Below are 22,734 nucleotides of genomic sequence, written 5' to 3'. Positions count from 1 at the left end.
TCAATTTTAAATCCACATCCCATTTATGAGACTTACGCTAGACTTTTACTTATGTGCATTCACTTGCAAATACATTGCATTGTCTCTGCGAGTACAAAGCGCATGGTGAACCCAAGCCCTCGGCAGTGGACACGGTGGTTGGCTAGCTGTCATCCACACAACTTTCAACTTGAAATCATGGGAATGTAAATGGCATTCGTTAGCGAGCAAGAACATTCAACAGACAACTTTTCTGATGGTGCTTTGTTCACGCGCGTGGTCTTTGTTTTTGTTGGGTGTTTATTCACAGCACTCCTCGCCATTTATTTGCTGCGCCAACCCGGCAGTTCAGCATTCACTTGGTATGCTAACGGACTTGCTATCACGCTTCTTACGCTTGCTCCCAAATCTCAACGATGGGTTCTCCTCGGCACCGCATTTTTGGCTATTTTGCTCGCCAATATTCTGTTCGGTGATGCACTAATACAAAGTATTCTGCTTTCGCTCGCCAACACATCAACCATTGCAGCTGGCACCGTCGCTCTGGCGTATATCAACCGCACATCATCACCATTCATTTCAATGCCTGCATTTTACCTTTTTGTGTTGTTAGTGGTTTGCTTAAGCCCGTTACTGGGGGCCCTGAGTGGCGGTTACATCTTGCATAAGGCGCTGGCAATTCCCTTTATCGACATTGTCTCAAATTGGTATTTTGGAGATGTCATAGGTATCTTGGCCATCACCCCCTTTTCCTTTGTGTTGTTAAATCGGCCCTATCACCTCCCCTCTTCACTCGTCTCCCCCAAGACTCTCATCTTAATTGCTGGGATAACATTGCTTTGTGGCTATTCCCTTTCACACGTTGCGTATCCTTTCATTGCAATTGCGTTCACGCTGACGCTTGCAAGCTCAATGCTTGACCGACTATCGGCCTTCACTAGTGCGTTTGCAGTTTCATTAATACTCGATGTGCTTTTGGTCTCACCGTCAACAAACCTTGCTGAAGGAGTATTTGAAACAGTGTCGTCACACTTACTCCCCCCTGTTGCAGGTGCCATGTTGATAGGCATCTTGCTTGCGGTGAAATCGGCTCGATTACAACAGATACAAAAAATGAGCGATGAAAAAGCCTCACTATTTTCGGATGCCATGGACGTGTCTGTTGTCGGGATGGTGATGGTGTTGCCAGACGGACAGGTGATGACCACCAACCGAAGCTTTCTCGCAATGGTTGATATGAATGCAGACGAGATGGATGGTAAAGACTTCAACCGCTTCATTTTTCATTCAGACCGAAAAATCGTTCACCAACATTGCCATGACTTGATCATGGCGAATGCGTCCAACTTTCAAGTTTCAGCTCGTTTACTCACAAAGAAAAAACTCGTGATTTGGACGCAAATTGGCGTGTCAGCGGTCCGAGATCGCTGGTCAGGTGAAGTCACCAGTTTCATCTATCAAATTAGGAATATCGACAAAGAGCGGCGGATTGATACAGAACGTAACTTGTGGTCGCAGAAGTTTGAGTTTGCTTTGGGCATCAACCGTATCACTGTGTATGAAATGGCAACGAATACTAAGTATATTCAATTGTCTGAGAATGCCTTTCAGGCGATTGGCATTAACGCTTTGAGCATAAGGAAAATGTATGAATGGATGGCGCGCATCCACCCCGAAGATCTGAGAGAATATCAACATTCCATGAGCCAAATAGGGTCTGAAGCCTTGGCAATGGAGTACCGCATATTGGATGACAACAACACCTATCGGTGGATCCGCGACTGCAGCCAACCGGTGGAAAACAAGAATGATGACGTGGTTGACACAGTCATCGGCACTATCACCGACATAAGCCATGAGCGCAATAAAGCTCCTGAGAGCGCACACAGAAATGCGCTAAACCATCAATTAGAAGCTGGCCAAATTGCCATTTGGGAGTACCACAGAGATACGGATGAGCTTATCTGGGATGCGGAAATGCACTCGCTCTTTGGTTTAACGACCAACGACACCATCAACAAGCAATCATGGCGCAATCTCTTGCATGCTGACTATCAACGGAAGTTTGATGCACTGTTTGTCACAACGTCTCCGTCCAAGTACTCAGATCACTACCAGACCGATGTCCTAAGAACTGCCAATCTCCCCGAAGACACCTGCTACTACATCATGATAAAAGCAACCCGCGACGATCCTCAACGCCTTGTCGGTATCTGTACGCCTATACCCAATATTGACTCAACCACACATCATGACACCAACAGCCTACTGTCAGCAGCAATTCATGCCTCTCACGATGGCATTATCGTATTGGATGCTAACCTCAACATTCAGTCGTTTAATGAGCAAACGTACGACATTGTGCATTGCAATGAAAGTGACATAGGCAAACCCATTGATGCTCTGTTTTCATTGTTTGATGGAGACCAATTACTGTCATTTGAACAGATACTTAACAGCGCTCGCGGAGAGTATTTCTCCATCGACAACGTTTTTTGGTTACAAACTGCCACAGGGATCGATATTCAAATCGCTCTGTGTGCCAAGCCCGCCTTATCAAACAATAATGTCTTAGAAGGATGGATCGTTACCCTTCAGCACATATCCAAAGCGAGTTGGGTCGATGTGTCAAACAAACACATATTAGTGGATACGTTAACGGGACTTCCGAACCGCAAAGATTTTGAAGGTGTACTGCAGCATCATATCGACGCACTGGCTCGAAAATCAGCTGAACACATTGTCGCTGTTATTAAATTAAAAGGGCTTAGAACGCTATCAGATCTTCTCGGTAAGCCTGCTGGTGAGCAAATCATCAAGTCGTCAGCGTTGCTGCTCAAAACCGAGATAAAAAGTGATGAGTACCTGGCTCGAATCGATGACAACAAATTTGCTGTACTTCTGCCTCAGCATTCTCTCGTTGACGCGAAGGAACGAGCCGAAAATATCACCTCAAGGCTTGATAATCTTCAGTATCAGCATGATTCGCCAAGCCTTGGAATTACGAGTGTCATTGGATTGGCTGTCATTGATGATCAACACACTACGGCTTTGCAATCTCTTTATCACGCGGATGTTGCATTGACATCCGCGTTACAACTTCCCGACGTGCGAGTCGCTGCCTTTGATGAATATACCCTCGACAAAAGCCATTCATTTGGCAATGACAACCTACTCCACCAGATCGATACCGCTATATCCAATCAAGCCTTCACCTTGCTATGTATGCCTATCGTCGCTCATCGCAAAGACCTTCCAACGTGGCATGAGGTGCTCATTAGAATGATCACTGATGAGGGCAAACTGCTGTTACCTCATATATTTTTTAATGCCGCAGAAAAAACGGGCCGGCTCATCAACATTGAACGCTGGGTGTTCTGTGAGGTATTAGAAACACAGGGCAAAGCACTGCAAGAAGCCGGGCTTTCTATCGCCATCAACATTTCTTCACCCGCTTTCTATGACGATGATTTCATTAAATATTGCATTGCACTGGTCAAGAAAAGTCCATTGCCATCATCGCGTCTTTGCATTGAAATCCACCAAAGTACACTTGTGATTGATAAAGCAAAAGCCAGAGAGATTATCTCGTCATTTAGAGAGTTGGGGTGTGAGGTCGCGATTGATAATTTCGGTTCTGACGTCAGCGTCTTTAGCTATCTAAAAACGCTCAACATCACCATGCTGAAAATCGACAGTAGCCTCATATCACTCATGAAGTCGAGCCGTGTTGAGCAACGTATCGTTGAGTCGATCAAACAAATCAGTGACTCGATGAACGTCAAAACGGCAGCTGCAAAAGTGAATAACGAAGATGATTATCAGCAAGTGCAACGGGCGAGTCTTGATTACTCTCAAGGCTATGTTTACGGTGAGCCAATGCCGCTCACACGCGTTATTTCTTCATCAAAGGTAGGGATGAGCCATTCTTTTATCTACCCCAAATCAGCCAGCTGAACCGTACAAAATTCAAACGTATTCATCACAGAGTCATTAATCCTTTCTTTCCATTTGGTTCTTTATCACTTTCAATGCTAGCGATAAACACTAAACGCAAAGGCTAGCAAATGAGAGATTGTGACTATTTGGTGATTGGTGCAGGCATTGTTGGGCTTAGCGTGGCGCATGAACTGCAGACACGTTTCCCCAACGCCAGCGTCGTCGTTGTCGACAAAGAAGAGCAGGTCGCGAGTCATCAAACTGGTCGCAATAGCGGCGTTATTCATGCCGGTGTTTACTACACACCGGGCAGCATGAAAGCCAAGTTTTGCACCGAAGGCAATCTGGCTATTAAAACGTTCTGTCGTGAACATGCCATTCCGTTTGAAGAATGTGGAAAGCTATTGGTCGCCACCAATGCCACTGAGCTCCAGCGAATGGAAGCATTGAAAGTCCGCGCAAAAGAAAATGGTTTAGCGTTTGACGTACTCGATGCTGCACAGCTTCGCCAGAAAGAACCTAATATTGAAGGGGTTGGCGCCATATTTGTGCCATCGACAGGCATCGTTAGTTACCGCCAGATCTGCGAAAAACTCGGAACAATGATCAAGAGCCATGGCGGGGACGTTTTGTTCAATGCTAGCGTCGAGTATATTCAAGAAACCGATGATGGTGTCACGGTAGTTGCCGGGACACAAATACTCCATGCCAACAAGGTCATCGCCTGCGCAGGTATCATGTCCGATCGTATCATTCGAATGCTAGGCGAAACGCCGGACTTCCAAATGGTGCCTTTTCGCGGTGATTACTTCCAATTACCGTCACAACACAACAGCATCATTTCAAGCCTGATATACCCCATCCCAGACCCCGCTCTCCCGTTTCTCGGTGTCCATCTCACTAAGATGATCGATGGAACGGTTACCGTTGGGCCAAACGCTGTATTAAGCCTTGCACGTGAAGGCTATTCACGATTTTCATTTTCGATGAAAGATACCGCTGAGATGCTGCAATATGGCGGTTTTTATAGCCTGATTCGCCGTAACTTCTCATCGGCAATGAAAGAGCTTCGCAACGGCTTATGGAAGCAAGGCTATTTAAAAGAAGTCCAAAAATACTGCCCAACTCTTAATCAAGATGACTTGCTCACCTACCCCTCCGGTATTCGCGCACAAGCCGTTTATCAAAACGGCGATATGGTGGATGATTTCCTGTTTCATCAGACCGCGCGCTCCTTGGTGGTATGTAATGCTCCCTCTCCGGCGGCAACGTCCTGCTTCCCTATTGCGCGCCACATTGTTGATAAATCGACCAATTAACGTCAACTGACGGATTTGGCAGTGCTTTCGTCACGATTTCCCACAAATCCCTTTCCTTTTTTGAAGGCTGGGCATAGCATCGTCGCCACTATTCTAGAGTGGGCCACTGCCCCTCTCGGCCTTACGCCTAGCATTTGATAAAAGCACGCTTCACGCTAAAAAAGAGATAAAAAATCGCCATGAGAAAAGCAGTTCTCCTTCTATGTACTGCGCTGTTCACAGGGTGTGCGATACCCCCTGAAAGCAACGACATTGTTACACCACCTATTGCTGGGCAGCCCCTCTCAGATGCCAACAAGAAAGCGATCGCCACCTTATTTTCGCTGCTCGCCAAAGAAGCCAAGAAACACTGGGGGGATGACGATTACGTTGAATCCAGTAAGCATCGCTATGTGAAATATCTTGATGGCTATCAAACACGCGCACACATTGATTTTGAGGCGGGGAAAATTTACGTTTCAACCGTGTCTCAGCACCAACCGATGGAAAAACTGCACAAGGCTATCGTACAGACGGTACTGATGCCTGCCGATCCGAAAGACGTAGAACAGTTCAGCGACAAAGATGTAAAGCTCACAGGTAAACCTTTCTTCATGGGGCAAATTGTTGACCAGGAAGGGAAATCCATTGAGTGGGAGTGGCGCGCCAATCGCTTTGCCGGTTATATGATTGAGAACAAGCTACAATCCAAAGCAATTAAGCAAGGCAAAGCGTATTACGTTCAAATTGATATGGTGAAAGACCACCTTGAGCAACGCGAATACCAATACGCCAATTTAGTACGTGATGCTTCAAAGCACTATGATATTCCCGAAGATCTGATTTACGCGGTGATCAAAACCGAAAGTAGCTTCAATCCATACGCGGTTAGTCATGCTGGTGCTTACGGCTTAATGCAAGTCATCCCAAAAACGGCAGGTGCGGATGTGTTTAATCTGGTCAAGAAAAAGCCGGGCATGCCGACCAAGGAATACCTCTTCGATCCAGCAAGTAACATTGATACTGGTACGGCTTACCTGCATATTCTGAAAACCCGCTACCTGCGCGAAGTAACGAATCCATCTTCACGCCACTTCAGCATGATTTCGGCATATAACAGCGGGACAGGTGGAGTACTTTCCACCTTCCACACAGACAGAAAGAAAGCCATGGTGATGTTGAACCAGAAATCACCGACTCAGGTGTACGACGCGCTCACCACCGAGCACCCGAAAGATGAAGCGAGGCGCTACTTGCAAAAAGTGCTGTATTTCCAAAAAGACTTCAGCCAAGGAAAGATATAAATACTAACGCCCCAAATAAGGGGCGTTTTTTGATCAGTTTCGCAGCCACTTATACATCACGTAACTATCAACCAAGCCTAACTGAGCATGCTGATAGGCTTTAGGGATCGTACCGACAATAGCAAACCCGAGTTTCTCCCAAAGCCTAACGGCGGCGTCATTAGTCGACACAACGCTATTAAACTGCATGGCATCGAAGCCAAGTTCAATGGCTACGTGTTGTGAATGTTCACACATACGACGCGCAATGCCTTTGCCTCTGGCCTCACTGGATACCATATAGCCACAATTACAAATGTGGCTACTCGGCCCCATCGCATTTGGCTTAATATAATACGTGCCAAGAACATGTCCATTTTCAACAAAGACAAAAGCTTTTTGCGGCATTTCACACCATAAAGTATAAGCCTGTGCTTGCGTCATACTTGGGTCAAAAGCATAGGTTTCTTGCGCCTGAATTACCGCGGAGAAAGTCGGCCAGAACAATGAAAAATCTTCTCTGGTGATGTCCCTAATCATACTGCTTTCCCTATTAATAACCCGTGTATAGAGTCTGACACGTAAAGCCCGGCAGTGATACCTTTTGCCTGATGCACCTTGTGATGATTATTGCGTTCACAACACGCACTCCAACCTTGCACCCTTGACGTCAAACCCCAGTTTTTTAAACAAAGCTTGAGATCGGAAGTTATCACCATCGATATCGGCATTTAGCTTTCTGATACCGAATGACTTTGCATACGCAAACAGCAACAACAGTGCTTCTGACATATAACCTTGCTGCCAGTACTCTGAATTCAGCAAACAACCCACTTCGCATGAGTGGTCAGCTTCACTAAAACTATGCAAACCACACGTCCCAATAACTTTATTTGAGGCTCGCTCTACCACCGCCCATTCCAATGACTCACCGGACTTCTCTAGCCGTACCACGCTTTCCAGCAATTGCAGAATCATCCCTTGAGAACTAAACACTGGGTCTGACGCAAACTCCATGGTTTGGGCATTGCCATAAATCTCAAACAGATCGTCGGCATCACTCGTTTGGATGGTCCTTAAATCAACTCGGTTTCCCGATAAATCAGGTTTCATTTTTCTCCTTTGCCCTTAACAAAGTCATGCGGAAGCTAGGAAAAACCGACTCGGAAATGACTAATTCACATATCAGTGGAGAAATAACTCCTATCGCCAATTTTCAGGATTATTGCATTTCTCACTTTCTAAGTACTTTTCTGGAAGTGTCGCGATATAGGCTTCGCCCGCACATGTACCTATGATGGTTCCCCAATGAGATCCATCCTTGGGCTGCACGAAAATTTCTGGCAACTGATCTTGATAGTTGGTTAAGCAAACTCGTGTTGCGGATGCCGCTGTTTCTTCGCACTGTACGGGAGTGACATCAAAGCACTGTCGGAAATACTGTTGGGGGGCACAGAATGCGGTGGGTAGCGCTGTTTTCATCGCGTTGACCCAGTCTGCTTTCTCAACTTCAAATGCACTTGTCGAAAAAGACCCTGCGATAGATAACAAAGCGACATATTTTAGAACGTTCATTTACCTTCCTTATTGGTATATACCCAAATAACCTAAAGATGCAGGATTCAGCGAGGTTTACCGACGTTATGATCAAGGCGTCTGCAAACTCGCACGAAGGGAGACCCTCAGGTTGATTGAGTTAACGTTGATTGAGTTAAGGTTGAGAGATAACACGTCGAAATCTTAGAGATTAAAGCACGCATGTTGAAGCCTTTTAACATCCAGTTAGCGACTCTTAGAGGCATGTTTTATCTTAATGATTAGACATACAAAACTATCAATTCATCCTGACTGAATTGTAAGCACATCGGGTTCAACGCTTTGTTGCAGAGTAGAGAATATAGTACGAAGTTAAAAGCGAGAAAGCGATTTGTCGTTGCCGACAAATCGCTAAACTAAAATGCCTGAGGCATAGACACGTTCACGCCTAAACCCGGTTTGCTGTCTGTAAGTGTGATCGTGCCGTGATGCAAGCCTGCAACGGCCTTGGCGAGAGAAAGCCCTAAGCCTAAACCACCATCGGTACGGCTTTTGTCCACGCGATATAATCGCTCAAACACACGCTCTCGCTCCGCTTCGGGAATACCTGGCCCGTTATCTTCGACAGTTAACCAAACGTCGTGGCTGGTTGACGATCTGCCGCAACTTAACTTGATTTGGCTGCCTTCAGGGCAGTATCTCAGGGCATTTTCAATCAGGTTCGCGACTTGTTGAATAAGCAGTTCTCTGTCGCCTTGCAACAAAAGCGGTTCAGTTGGCAGATTCACCACCAGCAGCATTCCGGCATCTTCAGCGACATCACCATAGATTTCCGTCACGGTATCCATGATTTGTACCAAGTCCACCTGTGTAAAACGGCTTCGACGCGCTCCTGATTCAATTTGAGATATACGTAGAAGCGCATCAAAAATTGAAGCCAATCGTTGTGAATCGGACAACGCATGATCAAGCTCCAGCATAAACACGTCTTGCTCTGTCACGTTCAACACTTCGGCCTCTTCACGCAACGTTAAAAGGTTATGGCGTAAACGGGTAATTGGCGTTTTTAGTTCGTGGGCGATGTTGGAAGAAATATCGCTCATTGCCGCGACGGAGCCTTCAAGGCGAGATAGCATTTCATCGACGGAAACCGAGATTCGGGCGAGGTCATTGTAGGTATGTCGTTCACCTGTACGCGCAGACAAATCGCCATCGGCAGCTAAATTCAAAACACGCTCAATACGGTTAATGCGTTTTTGGCTCATTCGCCCCATAGCAATCACGATGGCTGTAGTTAACAGCGACACCAAAATACCTGCGAGAATAAATCCTGACGTGAGTACTGCCAGAATTTCATCGTCTTCGATGGGGTCATCATCAATCTTTCTTTCATGCCCTTTCACAAGCTCAAGAGATTCTTTGACGATTTCACGATTTTGGCTGCTCAGTTCGTGCTCAACATAAACAAACGTCACCGTCGCCATGAGCACAAGACTAAGCAGGGAGACCGCACCAAACATTAAGCCTTGCTGGGTCGCGGAGGTTTTCATCCAAGACGGGAGTCGGTCTAAAAGCCGACGGCGAGAGAGCAGCCGTCGGAGAGACGTTAAATAGGTTGCGATCATTTCACATCCCCGCGATCGTCTAAACGAGGTTCTTCGAGGCTGTTTGCTCGCATCTTGCGGTCAAGCTTGTAACCCGCACCCCGCACCGTTTGGATCAAGGTATCCCCAAAGGGTTTTTCGAGTTTGTTCCTCAAGCGGCTAATATGCGTTTCTACTACGCTGGTTTGAGGATCAAAGTGAATATCCCAAACATGCTCAAGCAACATAGTACGCGTGATCACGCGCCCAGGGTGGCGCAAGAACAGTTCAAGAATACGAAACTCTTTTGGCTGAAGATCAAGCGCCACACCTTGGCGTGTTGCTGTATGTTCGAACAAATTGACCACGACATCGTCGTAGCTCAATTCAGGGTTGGTTTCATTGGCTTTCAACACCGAGCGGCGAGATAAAGCCGTTACTCGTGCAAGCAGTTCTGAGAAGGCAAAAGGCTTGGTTAGGTAGTCATCACCACCCGCTTCTAGTCCTTCCACACGGTCATCAACACCGCCCAAAGAAGTAAGAAATAAAATCGGCGTGCCGATTTGTGCGGCGCGGAGCGCTTTGACCAATGATAATCCATCTAGGCCTGGGAGCATGCGATCCACTACCGCAACGTCATATTGTTCCGTCATGCAAAGGGTTAACGCGTACTTGCCATTGTCAGTCACTTCAACATGATGGCCCGCTTCACGAAACCCTTTTTCAACAAAACTGCTGAGACTCACATCGTCTTCAACCAGTAGTATTCGCATGCCTTTTCTCTCTATCACTCAGCGGATTACACCGCAGCAATTGGCTCGTCGTTAGCGTTATTATGGGTTGGATTAGCAACGTCATTTTCGAACTGACGCTGTTTCCATGCAGCCATCACTATGGCAGCGACACCCGCTAACAGTGTGATTCCTAGTGTAACCAGTCCCAACATGAAAAGCAGAGAAAAACTCACGACACCAACAACCGTCGTCAGGCCATTTTCTCGAACTCGTTTTGATACTGCTTTGGCACGTAACCATAGGTTTGACATCAGTTTACGCATATTGACTCCTCATCGACGCTACAATATCAGCGTCAGTATTCAGTGTGTGCTGCGTTACCACAGCACGCTTGTAGGATGATATAACTGCTTACTTCGCGTTTTACTTAGCTGCGCTGATCATGGCGTCAATGTGTGTTTCTACACGTTTGCCATTGGCATCCAATAATTCAACTTCATAAGTGATGTCACCCCAGTGGTCGTCGACATCAACGCTCCACGCTTTCCCACCAAACTCGGCTTCAGCTTTCAGAACCGCCTGCTCTAAAGATAAGTAGGTGTTATTTTTTAGCCCTGACAGCCACATCGCATTTTCCACTTGGTCTTCATGATCGTCGTGGTCATGATCGCGACGCTTTTTTGTCAAAATGACGTCACCCGTTTGGGCATCAATCAAGGTTTTTATCTCTTGCCCATCTGTTGTGGCTAATTCAATTTGATAAACAGCCTGACCTTTCTTCATGTCACGCTCAGCTTCCAATGGCACAGCGCCCGTTTCGTTTTTCGCTATTTCTACGGCTTGAAGCAAAGAGACAGCATCTTGATTAAGTGAAGTAGGCGCATCATCTGCATGGGCGACACCCATTGCCATCATGGTGCTCATACCTAGTAGTACAGAAACAGCAGCAGGCTTAAAATTCATCGTATTTTTCATGGTCACGTCCTCGTTATTGGTTTTGTGCGACAGTCTGTGTTGCTGTCGATGAGATAACTTTACGCGGTGTCGTTTTCAAAGAGTTGTCCTGAACTATACATTTTTGTAAAGTTCTCTGTGGCACGCTGTCTTGTTCACAACAAATCACAAAATCGAGGTTTTACAGTGTAAAAACGAAAGAATAAACGCAGAGCATTACGCGGAGAAAAATAAAAAACGCCAGTAGGCACTGACGTTTGAATAGGTCTTCATATCAACACATTACGCATGTTGAATTTTAAGTTGTTAAGGGCGCAATGTAGAAAAGTCGATGAGCTTACTGCCTTGTTTAAGCGACAAAACAAGGTTTCGCCGTTGCTTACTTCCACACCATTATTAAGTGATGTGGCCAAACTGTGCCTCAGAGCCGTCAATTTAAGTTTCACTGTTTTCACGTTGCAACATTAATGAGATCAAACATCGGGTTGATAGCATGCTCTATGGCCTCACGCTCCCAGACGTGACACTGTTTTCATTCGTCGCCACGATAATGGAGCCTGTCATGCAACTTGCCGAATTGAACATAGCCAAAGCGAAAACCCCGATGGATGATCCTGCCATGAAAGATTTTGTCGATAACCTTGACCCAGTGAATGCCATGGCGGAAGCATCTCCGGGTTTTGTGTGGCGACTGAAAGATGATTCGGGCAATGCGACAGACATTCAGGTCTTTGACGACCCTGATCTATTAGTCAATCTATCTGTGTGGGACTCCGTGGAATCGTTGAAAACCTTTATGTTCAAAACCCACCACTTGAACATCATGAAACGTCGTAGTGAATGGTTTGAAAAGCCCAAAACGCACACCTATGTCATGTGGTGGATCGAAGATGGGCACATCCCACCATTGCAAGAAGCCGTCGAACGTTTGGAATATCTCCGTGAACACGGTGATAGCCAACATGCCTTCACGTTCGCTGACATCTTTTCGCCGCCAGCCTAACCATCACGTCACCCAATGGAGCACCGCATGAACCCGAACGGAAAAATCAATTACGTTGAATTCCCAGCTTGCGACTTAGACGCGACAAAATCATTTTTTTCAGATGCCTTCGGCTGGACGTTTACCGATTACGGCCCCGATTACACAGCCTTTGCCGATCAGGGTTTAGACGGCGGTTTCTTTCGCGCGAATCAAAGTGCAAGCACGGCTAATGGCTCAGCGCTCATCGTGCTGTACAGCGATGCATTAGAGGAAGCCCAAGACAAAGTAAAAGAAAGCGGCGGAAAAATCGTCCAATCTATATTCTCTTTTCCTGGAGGACGACGCTTTCACTTCACCGAGCCAAGCGGCAATGAACTGGCGGTTTGGTCAGACAAATAAACGGTATTCAGCGATGAGAAAGCAATACCCAATGTAGAAGAAAAGATTGCCGAAAATAAGCAAAAAGCCGCATCAGCGGCTTTATCTTTTTGTGAATCAGCTCCTTTGCGAAAGCGACGTTGGGATCTCTCCCACGCCCTGCTTGTCATTAGAAACTTGAAAGGAAGAACGGAATCATCAGTGCGTTCACCAAATCAATAAAGAATGCACACACTAACGGCACGATAATGAACGCAAGGTGAGAGTTACCGTAGCGTTGCGATACCGCTGACATGTTAGCCATGGCTGTCGGTGTTGAGCCCAATGAAATCCCGCCAAAACCACTACAAATGACAGCCGCATCGAAATTCTTCCCCATTGCGGGAAATACCACATAGATATTGATCAAAATCGCCACCAAGAACTGCGCAGCAAGAATGGTAAAGATAGGCCCCGCCAAATCGATCAACGTCCATAGCTGCATACTCATCAAAGACATGGCTAAGAAGGTGCCTAGCGAAATATCAGCAAGCAACGCAACAGCAGGTTTACGTGAAGGCCATGTGGTACCAGTGAGTCGTGGAAATGAATTAGGCACAATGTTAGTCATGATGATGCCAGCGAACAAACAGCTCACAAATAACGGTAACTGCAAACCTAGCTGGCTAATACCTTCATTGATTCCAAAGCCCAAGATAATACAAACATGAATGGCAAACACGGCATCAAGAAAATCAAAGCTGTTGATTTGCTCTGGGGCTTTGTTATCCGCAGAACCAATATCTAACGGTTCAACACTATTCGGCTTTAGTTGGTGCTTATTGATCAAAAACTTGGCAATGGGCCCCCCCATCAAACTGGCGAGAATCAAACCAAAGGTTGCGCTCGCTATGCCAATTTCCATTGCATTCGAGATACCGTACTCTTCGGCGATCCGCGGTGACCAGGCAATCGCCGTACCGTGACCGCCAATCAATGAAACACTACCACCTAACAAACCCACAGGCGCATCTAGCCCAAACAGACTGGCAACACTAATGCCCGTTAAGTTCTGAATCACCATGTAACCAATAGTGATGAGCAGCAAAACCACCAGCGGTTTTCCGCCTTGCATCAGGTCTTTCAAACTAGAGTTAATGCCAATCGTGGTAAAGAAGTAGACGAGAAGAATGTCTCTCGCCACTAGGTTAAATGACACCTCAAGGCTGGTAAATGCATAGAAAAGAGAGAAAAGCACCGAGAACAAAATACCGCCTGTGACGGGTTCTGGAATACTGAATTCTTTTAAAAAGGGAATCGCTTGGTTAAGTCGTCGACCAATAAAGAGCACAAGGATCCCTATCGTTACGGCGAAGAACGCATTAATTTGAATGAGATTTTGTTCGAGCAAAACGTCCATTGTTTATCTGACCCATCATTGTTGATGATTAATGAATGCAGATAGCTAACCACACGAAAATAAAGAGAAACAGTAATATTCTGACCGTTATATGGGCGAGGGATTGTGATGATTGATTTTGCGAGTGACTCTACAACAAGCACGACTGTTCGGAAGAAACAGACTTGCTGTTGAAAAACGGTCAGCGACAAAGCTTATCATCGGTAACGATCGACAATGAGTAATCTCGTTCGCTGACATTCAGTGCGGTTGCACCATAGCGCTATCAAACCGCAGTAAGCACCTCGACACGGAAAACTCGGCGGCAACGCTCAAGAAACACGCCATAGAACATGCCCAAGATGCCTGATAACACCGCATTACTCGCGACAGCAGTAATAATTTGGCTCGGCTCTGCGCCCACACTAAACAAAATGGCAGCATAAACTGGCGATTGAAACGTCACATAAGCAAAGAAATCCGCAGCACGTTTGCTCAAGCGAGACGACGAGTGGTGCTTTGCAAATGCAAGGATGCTGTCTCGGAAAACGCCGTAAGGCCACGCGATCATAATGTTAACTGGGATCGATAGCAGTCTGGATGCCAGCGATTGTTCAAATGACATACCAGACACGAAGATCTCGATCATCATGCCTGTCACAAAGCAAAACACCACCATGGCAAACATGTCAGCCACGACAGAACGAACGCGGTTAGCGCCTTTCATTTCTCACCCCAAAATCGCATCAAAATAGTGCAGCAAAACGCTGCTAAAAAGTCTTAAAACGTGAACACGTTATTCGGCTATTAGAACAAAAGACGGGCAAATTTTGACAACATATTTATCGAAATACACAGTTTTTAATTTTAACTTATATGTAAAAACCAGAATTAAACACTACGACATATTGAAAGGGTATCTTGCTGTGTTTATAGGATTATTTTGATTTCCTAGAAAGGTCTCTTGCCATGATAAGCGCCAGCCCAAGTACCTGTAAGAACAATGCGAGGTTTCGATAGGCCGAAATTTTCCCACCCAAATCGCGTTGGGTTTCCGCCAAGGAAAGGTTATCGAGATATAACGTATCAATCTTATTTCTTAGGAGATCCTGCTTCTTGTCTATGCTGGACATAATCATAGGCATGTTCTGCAGAGAAATGTTGATATCCGCCATGTCACTAAACGATGCCAACAATCGTTTGCTAAACATTTCAGTTAAGGCGTTATTTTCCGTGCTACTCGCCAAGATGATCGTGATGGTTTCACGGCGTCGCTCAAGTGCGTCGACTTGTTGCCATGTGAGTTGAATGATTTGGTTATTGTTGGTTTGCGTTTCAATCACTAAGGCGGCCTCCTCGCCCAAGTCATCAATCACAAAGTTTGTCATCAAGGCTGCTACAATATTCAGCACAAGGCCTATGGCAACAATCACCCACGTTGGCATTCCTATTCGCACACCTTCACTCCTTGTTTATTCCTTACATGATCACATCCCTAACCATGGACGCCACCAAACCCGTATACAACTTCAGGTATAGTTGAGAACAGAACGTGCGGATACCCGATTACTTTCAATACTGTGTTTTTCTTAGCATTAAAACGAAACAAAGCCAGCATAATGCTGGCTTTGTGCATGCTCAGAGAAAGAGGGTTCAGAACGAAGGTCTACGCGCTTTGCGCAACCGGCATGATATGGGCAAGCTTCAAATAAGAGTGTAATTCGCCGTTCTTATATTCGATGGCAGAGTGGATATTTACCGATTTATTGGCAATCACACGGCTTTGGTAGATATTGTTACCCTTGATGATTTCAATATCCAAAACACCTTGTTCTAACTTCCAACTTCCTTTCGTCGGGAGTCGATTGAAGAGCGTATATTCTTCCAACGACCCATCCAGATGCAAAAACAACTCAGTCACATAACCTGCGCTGCACGTTTTGATCCAACGCTGACCACTCACGTCAGCATTTGAAAAGGACCGCTTGCTCGACATCCAATCAAAAAGCGCAATCGCATCGACGTCTGACACATCTGGCAATTGCTCAATATTTAGCATGGCTGCGGTGTCTGACTCACGCATAAAGAGTTGTAAGTATGAACTATTAACCTGTTTTGGCATCTGCTACGTCACTGTCGTTCCATCAAAAAGAAGAAGATAACGCCAAACCTTCCTTCGCTTCATCTGTCTTTTCACAAGAATGTTAACCCGCACCGATATCTGCGCACATTTTCAACAACACAAATAATCTCGCCGTCAAATGAGGATAAATTGTACTGCATCAAAAATCATTCACTTGTCGCACTGGAGAGGCGGTCATGCGTGAACTATCTTTAATCTAGGCGGTTCATTATGAGGTTCACTTGATGCGTTATCTCCTTGTAACAACGATACTTTTTGTTCTTATGGCAACATCCACTGCTTTTGCAACCAAGAAAGAAACATTGGGGGAAGTCGTAACCGAAAGAAACGAGTCAATTTGTAAACAAAAGTTCACGCAGGAATTGTTTACTCAGCAACGTATTTTTAGCTCAAATCGTAATGGCGCCGACAGTCGTCGAGTCGCTGAACGAAAAATCGAGGCAGCCCGTGAGAAATACAACCTAACGGCAAGTTACTGCGATGCTTATGATGAACTCCAAACCTTCAATCCCGAAAATTTGGATCGCAAGCCGGGTGATGCTCAATTTAACTAACTAGGCTCGAACACTGTACCCAAGCAGTCCCGCTTTCACTGTTTCCCCTCATGCATCACTGAGTACTAACAAATCTGCATCGCGTCGCCTCACCGCGGCGCGATTATTGCCGCTTTATGTGAATGCCCTGTGACTGTAAAGCGCAATGATAAGTCGTTGTTAGACAAATGGTGCAAGCCACTGTTAAAGTGAAACGCATCATTGTTTGTACTCTTTTTAAACCAACCAATAAGCAGGTTATCCCGCTATGCGACCTAACACTTCAGCTTTGGCTTCTCTTCGTACTTTTTCACGCCCTTTACTTGCGGCTTCAGTACTCGCGCTCTCCTTAACGGGTTGCTCAGACAATGAAGTGGGAGACGTAAGCTTAGGTCTATTCACCACCAAAGATGTATAAACCATTACCAACACTATAACAGAATGAATCATAACTCCCCAGGTTAGAATTTACATATTTAATAACAAGGACTTAGTATGAAGAAACTTATGACTGCCCTATTCCTTTCAGGACTGCTTTCTGGCTGTTCAGATAATGAGGTTGGTGACGTAGGCTTGGGTTGGTTCACCTTAAAGGACATTTCAATTTCGAGCTTAGTTGATGAGGAAGTTACAGGGGTAACGTGTCATATTGCTTCGATTGAAGCAGATTTGAGCCTTGCCGATCCAAGTGACAGTTCCATTTCTTGCCGTCAAACAGGTGATATTACTCCTGAAATGATAGCCAAAATTGACAAGAGTAAATCTGGTGAAGTTGTGTTTAAGCAGTCAAAAAGTATTTTCTTTAAGACAATGAAAGTACGTAGAATTTACGACTCTGAGAATCAAACCCTACTTTATTTGTCATACACCACCAAGGAAACTGACGGTAGTTTCAAACACAGCCTTTCTACAGTCCCTCTATGGGGTACTGCTGCTTATATAGTAGCGAATACTGACCAATAGTTTTCTATTGACTCATAAAACACCAAACAAGAGCAATATGGTAAATGATACTGCTCTTGCTTGGTAAATGTCTTAGCTATATGTATTAAACAGTCTATCGCCAGTATCAGGTCCCTTTCCACCTGAGATGACTTGAACCTTTGCTCCCTCATACTTGTTATCTGATACTCGTACAGTATATAAATCATAGCTCTCAAGTAGCTCAGTCGAAGAACTTGGGATCACTGTTGTAGCGAGCTTTACAGAGTCCGTATCTGGAAGTTGGTCAATCAGGCCAAAAACACTTTTACCTGAATTTATTACTGCATCAACAATGATAATGTTCTTGTCTCTAACAATTTCGAGGTCTTCGTTAGAAATCAGATCATCATTGACGAAAATTATTGATACATTGCTACCTAGCTGTTCAAGCTTGTCTGCAATACCATTACCAAAGCACAAACCTGCCCGCATCAAAATCAATACAGCATAGTTTCGTTGTTGATTTGAAGATTTTGCTATTGGTTCTGCAATGACCTCTCCTAACTGATAGTGTGCGGTACGAAGTTTGTAGCCCATCGACATTGAACTGCTCTTACAAATATCAATCAATTGTTCAACATTATTATTTTGGCAGCTTTCATTTAATACATACATTATTATACTTCTTCTAGTTCACAGCATTTATTGAGGTCATATGACAATCCAACCTCAAACATTGATTCGATATTTGTACACTCCGTTTCTGCTAAGTAAGCCTCCACTGCTTTGTTTAACTTTTCGTGAGCAACCAAATACCCTTGATTTGCTGCTTCTAACATTGGAATGTCAATCAACGAATCGCCAATGGCTACTACGTGTTTTCCTTTGTCTCTTAGTAGATTCGATATTTCTTTCTTGAACAATGGCGTAACAAGATATTCAATTTCTGGCTTGCAAATGTTTCCTAGCAAAATGTCAAATATTTGATGCTTTTCGTTAACTAAGTTCCATATATCAAATACGCCTGACGTAACACCGATAACAATAGAGTCTTTCTGATTAGTTAAATAGTCGAATATGCTCTGGCTCAGTTTTATATTTTCCAAAGTTTGAGTCGCTGATTCTCCCACTTTCATAGGATTATGCTTTTTGTATAGATTCCAAACTTTAAAAAATTGGTATGAAGTATACCTATCATTTCTAAATATAGATTTTAACTCATCTTTTTTTATTCCTAAATATCTACAAAAATCATAAGTCCCATCATTAATTGAAACAGTCTTATCACAGTCAACAAGGATAACCTGATTTGATTTTTCTAGTAACTCTTTATAGCTAGTATAAAAGTTAAGAGCTAAGGATTGATTACAAAATTTTGATGTATATGAGTCCAACCAAAAAGAAATAAACTGAATCGTTGACTTAGTGTCTTCATCTAAGATCACTAGCTCTTTTCTGTGACTATTACATATTTTTTCTAATTCACATTTTTCATACTTTTTCCAATTTCTTATTTGTTCTACAGTAATATCTAAATTTCTTTTTTCTCCTGTGCTTTTTCTTGAAAATTCTACAATCATTTCTGATGGAGTATCCAAGTAGAAGAAGTGGTCGTAAACATTTTTATCCTGTTCAGTGAAGACTACTTTGTAAGAATCACCATCTATAAAAGAATAGTGACCATCTACTAGTACGAGATCGTATTCTGAATTTTTTTCATTCACGATCTCAGTGAATTTTTCTCGTAGCGTTTTTTTTCTTGATTCTTCAAGACTTTTGAAGGGTTTTTGGAACATATCTTGCGCAAGAGCATTTAATGTCTTTGACCCCTCAATATGAATAGCAGTTAACAGCGTAGTTTCCTGTAAATAAGCTATCACATTCTTGATTAGATAGTCTTTACCAGCTCTGGATACACCGTATATAGCTAACTTCATCATTTAACCTCAACATATTTATCGTAGTAACATTCACCGTCCTCTAGAGACCTCATCTGACCCATTTGAAACTCCAAATTTTCAAGGTCCATATCGAATGCTCCATAATTGTAATCTTCATTTCCATAGAATCTGCCACACGGATAGATACCACGTTTGGTGATGAAAATATTGGTACGACCTACTCCACAGAGTGTGCCATACATTGTACAGTCATATTTCTTTTTATTATTGTCATCAAGTTGACGTACTTCGAACTGACTACCTTTAAAATCTTCAAGTAAAGATTGATATTCGTCCTTTGATACTGTCATACTTTCATCGTGAGAATCGAAAAGGCGTGAGAACGTTACATCCTTAAAGTTGTTGTCTTCAAGATACGTTCTAAGTTTAGTTTTATTCAAAATGGTTTGGCTATGCACTGTACAGTTTATGGGTGGCTTATGCCCAAATTTATACTCATACTTTTTCACTCCATTAAAAACAACATTATATTTCTCTCGACCTAAATTATGAAGCTCTTCATAACCATCCAATGAGAAGCACATTTTTATCGAGTCTTTATGCTCCAAGAAAAAATCCAACATTTTCTCTGTTAATATTGTTCCATTTGTAATGGTATAAAATGCTAATCGGTCAAGATTATTATTTTTTACATACTCAATAAGGCCAACAATTTTTCTATATTGCAAAATAGGCTCACCAGAACCAACTATCCCAATTTTGAAAGTGGATAAGTTGTTAATTCTTGCATAATCATTTAGGTTTTTTGCTATTTTTATTAGCTCATCAGTAGTAAACTCTTGCGAAATTCCACTTAACTTTCCATTATCTTCATTATGAAAGTGGCAGTAAGCACATTTTAAGTTACATTTTTCTCCAAGAGATATACAAGCTCTATCAATCACTTCAAGTATCCTTTAAACAGTTCAAATATATCACTACTTTTCGGGTTGTTAGCATCTAAATAGTCAACTGCTGTTTTGTTATTTCTACACCTAATCATCAAGTCAGTTTTTTCAATTAGCATTCTGACCATTTTTATATCGTGCTTAATACAAGCTTTCATCAAAGGTGTGTAGCCATTATTATCTTGTTGATTGGTACAAGAATCGTGAGACAAAAAGTAATCTGCCGCTTGTAAAAAACCACTCCACGCAGCAATCATTAGTGGTGTATTACCAGCATTCTTACCTCCACTCCCATAGTCAAGATCAGCCCCGTTTTCGACCAACAACTTTATTATTTCAATTTTTTTAATCTGTGTTGCGTGATGGATAGCTGAGAATCGGTATTTGTGCTTATCCCTCACATCAAGATTGATTTCTTTTAGTGTGAGAAGGTATTTGAGCATCGGTAGGTCACGATTTCGTACAGCACAAATCAATGGTGTTAAGCCACTATCAGGACTATGAAAATTGACATCAACGCCCTGCATATCAAAATCCATAGCTTCTTGAAGTTTCTTTCCTTTAACTAAAGAACCGAACTCAATGGAGCGCACAACATCATAATCGTTGTCTGCGGTATGGAACTTCTCTATGTACATATTGGGGGTTATTGCTGTGAGATTTCTTGGCTCTCTAGTCAAGAACTGAAAATAGATATCATCACTTAGCAAATACACATCATCGTAAGGGCAAGCTTTCGATCTCTTAATTGCCACATCAGCGATCCTTTCATCATTGTTTCCATCTGTTTTGATGCTTTTTTCTATACAGAATTTTTCTTTCTTCTCAGTAATGGATTTCATTACCAACCAAGCTTTTTGTTTTGTAGAAGGGTTGCCTCTGTCTTTCAGATTATTCAATTCTGAAATCACTACTTCTGGTATCACGACCTCTTCAAAGAACTCTTCAAGTTCATCAATGATCGATGGTCTTTTGATCAACGCAGACGTATCAACAACAATAACCTTCTTCTTGATTGAAGTATTACCTACTAGCTCATCAGTTGAAGTTTTGAAAATTTTCGATAGTTTTAGTAACTGAGACGAGGATGGCTCGTTTTTCCCATTTTCCCAATTTGATATCACAGGTCTAGCCACGTTAAGCTGCTCCGCAAGTTCTTTTTGAGACAGCTTTTGTTCGTCTCTAAATGTTTTGATGTTCTTTCCGATTAGTTCTGTCAGCATAATTTACACTCATATCCTTTGGCTATGCACTCAACGCCTTATGTGTATTGAAACATAACAGGGCGTTAACACAGGCACAAGAAGCAAGTGGCTGATGTATAAATACTTTACAGCGTGTAACTATGCGTGACACGCATTCTGTGGTTAACCTTTGGAAAGCCATTTTTACCAAATTTGTAATTAATTCCTTAAATACCAATCGAATTGCATATTTTTCTACTCTAAAATCTGGTTCAATATGACTATGTATCTGATCTTGTGGAAGTTTAGCTATGTTGTGTAGCACTCAAAGAATGGGAATTCGATTTTGCCTTAATGACAATGGGGTTTTGATAGACTCAAAGGAAAGCAATGACTTAACAGGTCATTGTCGTGTTTGCGGTAAGAGCGTCCAACGTGAGAAAAGTTTTCAACTATTTCAACATTCAGATAAACAATGCGACCACCTAGTTCTATCCGAAATCTGTGAACGTTTAACCTATTTAATTTCAGCTCAACAACGACTAACCATACCTATTGATTACACTTGCACAAACAGCATTAGTGTAGATGTGACACACTGCTCCCTATTAATCGACACAGATACTAGACCTCTAATCGAACTAACACTGCAAGATAATCAAGCGATCTATCTTACAGTAACGTTAGATGACTCCGAAGTTGACCAAAACCAGATTCTTAATCTCAGAAAGCGGTTCGAGAGTGTGATTGAGCTGAATCTTAGCAATCTTACTGTCCCATCTACCGACTTTACTTCTTATCTAAGCGACAAGGTTTTAGATGACCAATTTCACAAACGTTGTACTTGGCTTTCTTTCAAGCCTCTTCACTCCCTAACCAGAAATATCGCATCAATTGAACAATCCTCGATTGAGAACGAACAGCAACGAGCTTTAAGTGAACTTGAACAGGTAAATGAAAGAATCAAAGCAGCTAACCATACACTGGAACAAATCAACCGTGACATTGTAACAACGCAGACAACATTAACCCACTATCATAACCACCAACACAAG

23 protein-coding genes and 1 pseudogene are annotated in these 22,734 nt (G+C 43.4%); 8 read left to right on the top strand and 16 right to left on the bottom strand.

What is annotated here, in order from left to right; all coding sequences use genetic code 11:
- Window positions 1–189 precede the first annotated feature (189 nt).
- From LRP50_RS20050 to mltC, 3 genes are all read left to right on the top strand, one after another.
- Window positions 190–3,936 carry an EAL domain-containing protein gene (locus tag LRP50_RS20050; protein WP_274166224.1) on the top strand — a complete coding sequence of 1,249 codons (3,747 nt, stop codon included), beginning with the start codon at window positions 190–192 and terminating at the stop codon, window positions 3,934–3,936.
- A 110-nt stretch (window positions 3,937–4,046) separates the two neighbouring features.
- Complete coding sequence (gene lhgO / locus LRP50_RS20045) at window positions 4,047–5,237, top strand: L-2-hydroxyglutarate oxidase (RefSeq protein WP_274166223.1); 1,191 nt, start codon at window positions 4,047–4,049, stop codon at window positions 5,235–5,237.
- A 179-nt stretch (window positions 5,238–5,416) separates the two neighbouring features.
- The gene (gene mltC, locus LRP50_RS20040; RefSeq protein WP_274166222.1) at window positions 5,417–6,520 is read left to right on the top strand and encodes a membrane-bound lytic murein transglycosylase MltC; all 1,104 of its coding nucleotides are present in this window, start codon (window positions 5,417–5,419) and stop codon (window positions 6,518–6,520) included.
- A gap of 33 nt (window positions 6,521–6,553) precedes the next feature.
- On the opposite strand, the gene LRP50_RS20035 is transcribed toward mltC, so the two are convergent.
- The 7 genes from LRP50_RS20035 to LRP50_RS20005 form a co-directional block, all read right to left on the bottom strand.
- Window positions 6,554–7,039 (bottom strand): GNAT family N-acetyltransferase, encoded by a 486-nt coding sequence (locus LRP50_RS20035; protein WP_274166221.1) that lies wholly within the window; start codon window positions 7,037–7,039, stop codon window positions 6,554–6,556.
- Between the two features lie 96 nt (window positions 7,040–7,135).
- Window positions 7,136–7,612 carry a GNAT family N-acetyltransferase gene (locus LRP50_RS20030; protein ID WP_274166220.1) on the bottom strand — a complete coding sequence of 159 codons (477 nt, stop codon included), beginning with the start codon at window positions 7,610–7,612 and terminating at the stop codon, window positions 7,136–7,138.
- Window positions 7,613–7,702: 90 nt separating this feature from the next.
- The gene (locus LRP50_RS20025) at window positions 7,703–8,074 is read right to left on the bottom strand and encodes a hypothetical protein (RefSeq protein ID WP_274166219.1); all 372 of its coding nucleotides are present in this window, start codon (window positions 8,072–8,074) and stop codon (window positions 7,703–7,705) included.
- A 377-nt stretch (window positions 8,075–8,451) separates the two neighbouring features.
- Window positions 8,452–9,660: a sensor histidine kinase gene (locus LRP50_RS20020; RefSeq protein WP_274166218.1), complete on the bottom strand. Its 1,209-nt coding sequence runs from the start codon at window positions 9,658–9,660 to the stop codon at window positions 8,452–8,454.
- Complete coding sequence (locus LRP50_RS20015; RefSeq protein ID WP_274166217.1) at window positions 9,657–10,391, bottom strand: response regulator transcription factor; 735 nt, start codon at window positions 10,389–10,391, stop codon at window positions 9,657–9,659. The genes LRP50_RS20020 and LRP50_RS20015 overlap by 4 nt, the downstream gene beginning before the upstream one ends.
- Before the next feature lie 26 nt (window positions 10,392–10,417).
- Entirely contained in the window at window positions 10,418–10,675 is a 258-nt protein-coding gene (locus LRP50_RS20010) for a hypothetical protein (protein WP_274166216.1), read from the bottom strand.
- Between the two features lie 100 nt (window positions 10,676–10,775).
- Window positions 10,776–11,327, bottom strand: a complete 552-nt coding sequence (locus LRP50_RS20005) for a PepSY domain-containing protein (protein ID WP_274166215.1) — start codon at window positions 11,325–11,327, stop codon at window positions 10,776–10,778.
- Window positions 11,328–11,868: 541 nt separating this feature from the next.
- Here LRP50_RS20005 and LRP50_RS20000 point away from each other — a divergent pair.
- Window positions 11,869–12,309 carry a DUF3291 domain-containing protein gene (locus LRP50_RS20000; protein WP_274166214.1) on the top strand — a complete coding sequence of 147 codons (441 nt, stop codon included), beginning with the start codon at window positions 11,869–11,871 and terminating at the stop codon, window positions 12,307–12,309.
- 27 nt (window positions 12,310–12,336) lie between these two features.
- The gene (locus LRP50_RS19995; protein ID WP_274166213.1) at window positions 12,337–12,690 is read left to right on the top strand and encodes a VOC family protein; all 354 of its coding nucleotides are present in this window, start codon (window positions 12,337–12,339) and stop codon (window positions 12,688–12,690) included.
- Between the two features lie 148 nt (window positions 12,691–12,838).
- Here the strand turns inward: LRP50_RS19995 and gltS are convergent, their stop codons facing one another.
- From gltS to LRP50_RS19975, 4 genes are all read right to left on the bottom strand, one after another.
- Window positions 12,839–14,068 (bottom strand): sodium/glutamate symporter, encoded by a 1,230-nt coding sequence (gltS, locus tag LRP50_RS19990; RefSeq protein ID WP_274166212.1) that lies wholly within the window; start codon window positions 14,066–14,068, stop codon window positions 12,839–12,841.
- Between the two features lie 265 nt (window positions 14,069–14,333).
- Entirely contained in the window at window positions 14,334–14,774 is a 441-nt protein-coding gene (locus LRP50_RS19985; RefSeq protein ID WP_274166211.1) for an L-alanine exporter AlaE, read from the bottom strand.
- 211 nt (window positions 14,775–14,985) lie between these two features.
- Window positions 14,986–15,504 carry a hypothetical protein gene (locus LRP50_RS19980; RefSeq protein ID WP_274166210.1) on the bottom strand — a complete coding sequence of 173 codons (519 nt, stop codon included), beginning with the start codon at window positions 15,502–15,504 and terminating at the stop codon, window positions 14,986–14,988.
- A gap of 209 nt (window positions 15,505–15,713) precedes the next feature.
- Entirely contained in the window at window positions 15,714–16,169 is a 456-nt protein-coding gene (locus LRP50_RS19975; protein WP_274166209.1) for a hypothetical protein, read from the bottom strand.
- 245 nt (window positions 16,170–16,414) lie between these two features.
- Here LRP50_RS19975 and LRP50_RS19970 point away from each other — a divergent pair, with 245 nt between their 5' ends.
- On the top strand, window positions 16,415–16,744 hold the full coding sequence (locus tag LRP50_RS19970) for a hypothetical protein (protein ID WP_274166208.1): 330 nt from the start codon (window positions 16,415–16,417) through the stop codon (window positions 16,742–16,744).
- Window positions 16,745–16,981: 237 nt separating this feature from the next.
- On the opposite strand, the gene LRP50_RS19965 is transcribed toward LRP50_RS19970, so the two are convergent.
- Window positions 16,982–17,146: a hypothetical protein gene (locus LRP50_RS19965; RefSeq protein WP_274166275.1), complete on the bottom strand. Its 165-nt coding sequence runs from the start codon at window positions 17,144–17,146 to the stop codon at window positions 16,982–16,984.
- A gap of 72 nt (window positions 17,147–17,218) precedes the next feature.
- On the opposite strand from LRP50_RS19965, the gene LRP50_RS19960 reads away from it, so the two are divergent.
- The gene (locus LRP50_RS19960) at window positions 17,219–17,686 is read left to right on the top strand and encodes a CreA family protein (protein WP_061897517.1); all 468 of its coding nucleotides are present in this window, start codon (window positions 17,219–17,221) and stop codon (window positions 17,684–17,686) included.
- Window positions 17,687–17,758: 72 nt separating this feature from the next.
- Here the strand turns inward: LRP50_RS19960 and LRP50_RS19955 are convergent, their stop codons facing one another.
- Genes LRP50_RS19955 through LRP50_RS19940 form a run of 4 tightly spaced genes read right to left on the bottom strand, consistent with a single transcriptional unit; the run spans window position 17,759 to window position 21,718 of the window.
- Window positions 17,759–18,322: a uracil phosphoribosyltransferase gene (locus tag LRP50_RS19955; RefSeq protein ID WP_064626280.1), complete on the bottom strand. Its 564-nt coding sequence runs from the start codon at window positions 18,320–18,322 to the stop codon at window positions 17,759–17,761.
- Window positions 18,323–18,324: 2 nt separating this feature from the next.
- Window positions 18,325–19,587, bottom strand: coding sequence for an AAA family ATPase (locus tag LRP50_RS19950; RefSeq protein WP_274166207.1), 1,263 nt, complete (start codon window positions 19,585–19,587; stop codon window positions 18,325–18,327).
- Window positions 19,584–20,492 carry a radical SAM protein gene (locus LRP50_RS19945; RefSeq protein WP_274166206.1) on the bottom strand — a complete coding sequence of 303 codons (909 nt, stop codon included), beginning with the start codon at window positions 20,490–20,492 and terminating at the stop codon, window positions 19,584–19,586. Before LRP50_RS19945 ends, LRP50_RS19950 begins: the two co-directional genes overlap by 4 nt.
- The gene (locus LRP50_RS19940) at window positions 20,489–21,718 is read right to left on the bottom strand and encodes an ankyrin repeat domain-containing protein (protein ID WP_274166205.1); all 1,230 of its coding nucleotides are present in this window, start codon (window positions 21,716–21,718) and stop codon (window positions 20,489–20,491) included. The genes LRP50_RS19945 and LRP50_RS19940 overlap by 4 nt, the downstream gene beginning before the upstream one ends.
- A gap of 272 nt (window positions 21,719–21,990) precedes the next feature.
- Here LRP50_RS19940 and LRP50_RS25765 point away from each other — a divergent pair.
- Window positions 21,991–22,734 (top strand): annotated as a pseudogene (locus LRP50_RS25765) (hypothetical protein); the annotation flags it as partial.

The sequence above is a fragment of the Enterovibrio gelatinilyticus genome (assembly GCF_028683095.1).
GTDB classification, from domain to species: domain Bacteria; phylum Pseudomonadota; class Gammaproteobacteria; order Enterobacterales; family Vibrionaceae; genus Enterovibrio; species Enterovibrio gelatinilyticus.
This window is presented reverse-complemented; position numbering and strand designations above follow the sequence as displayed.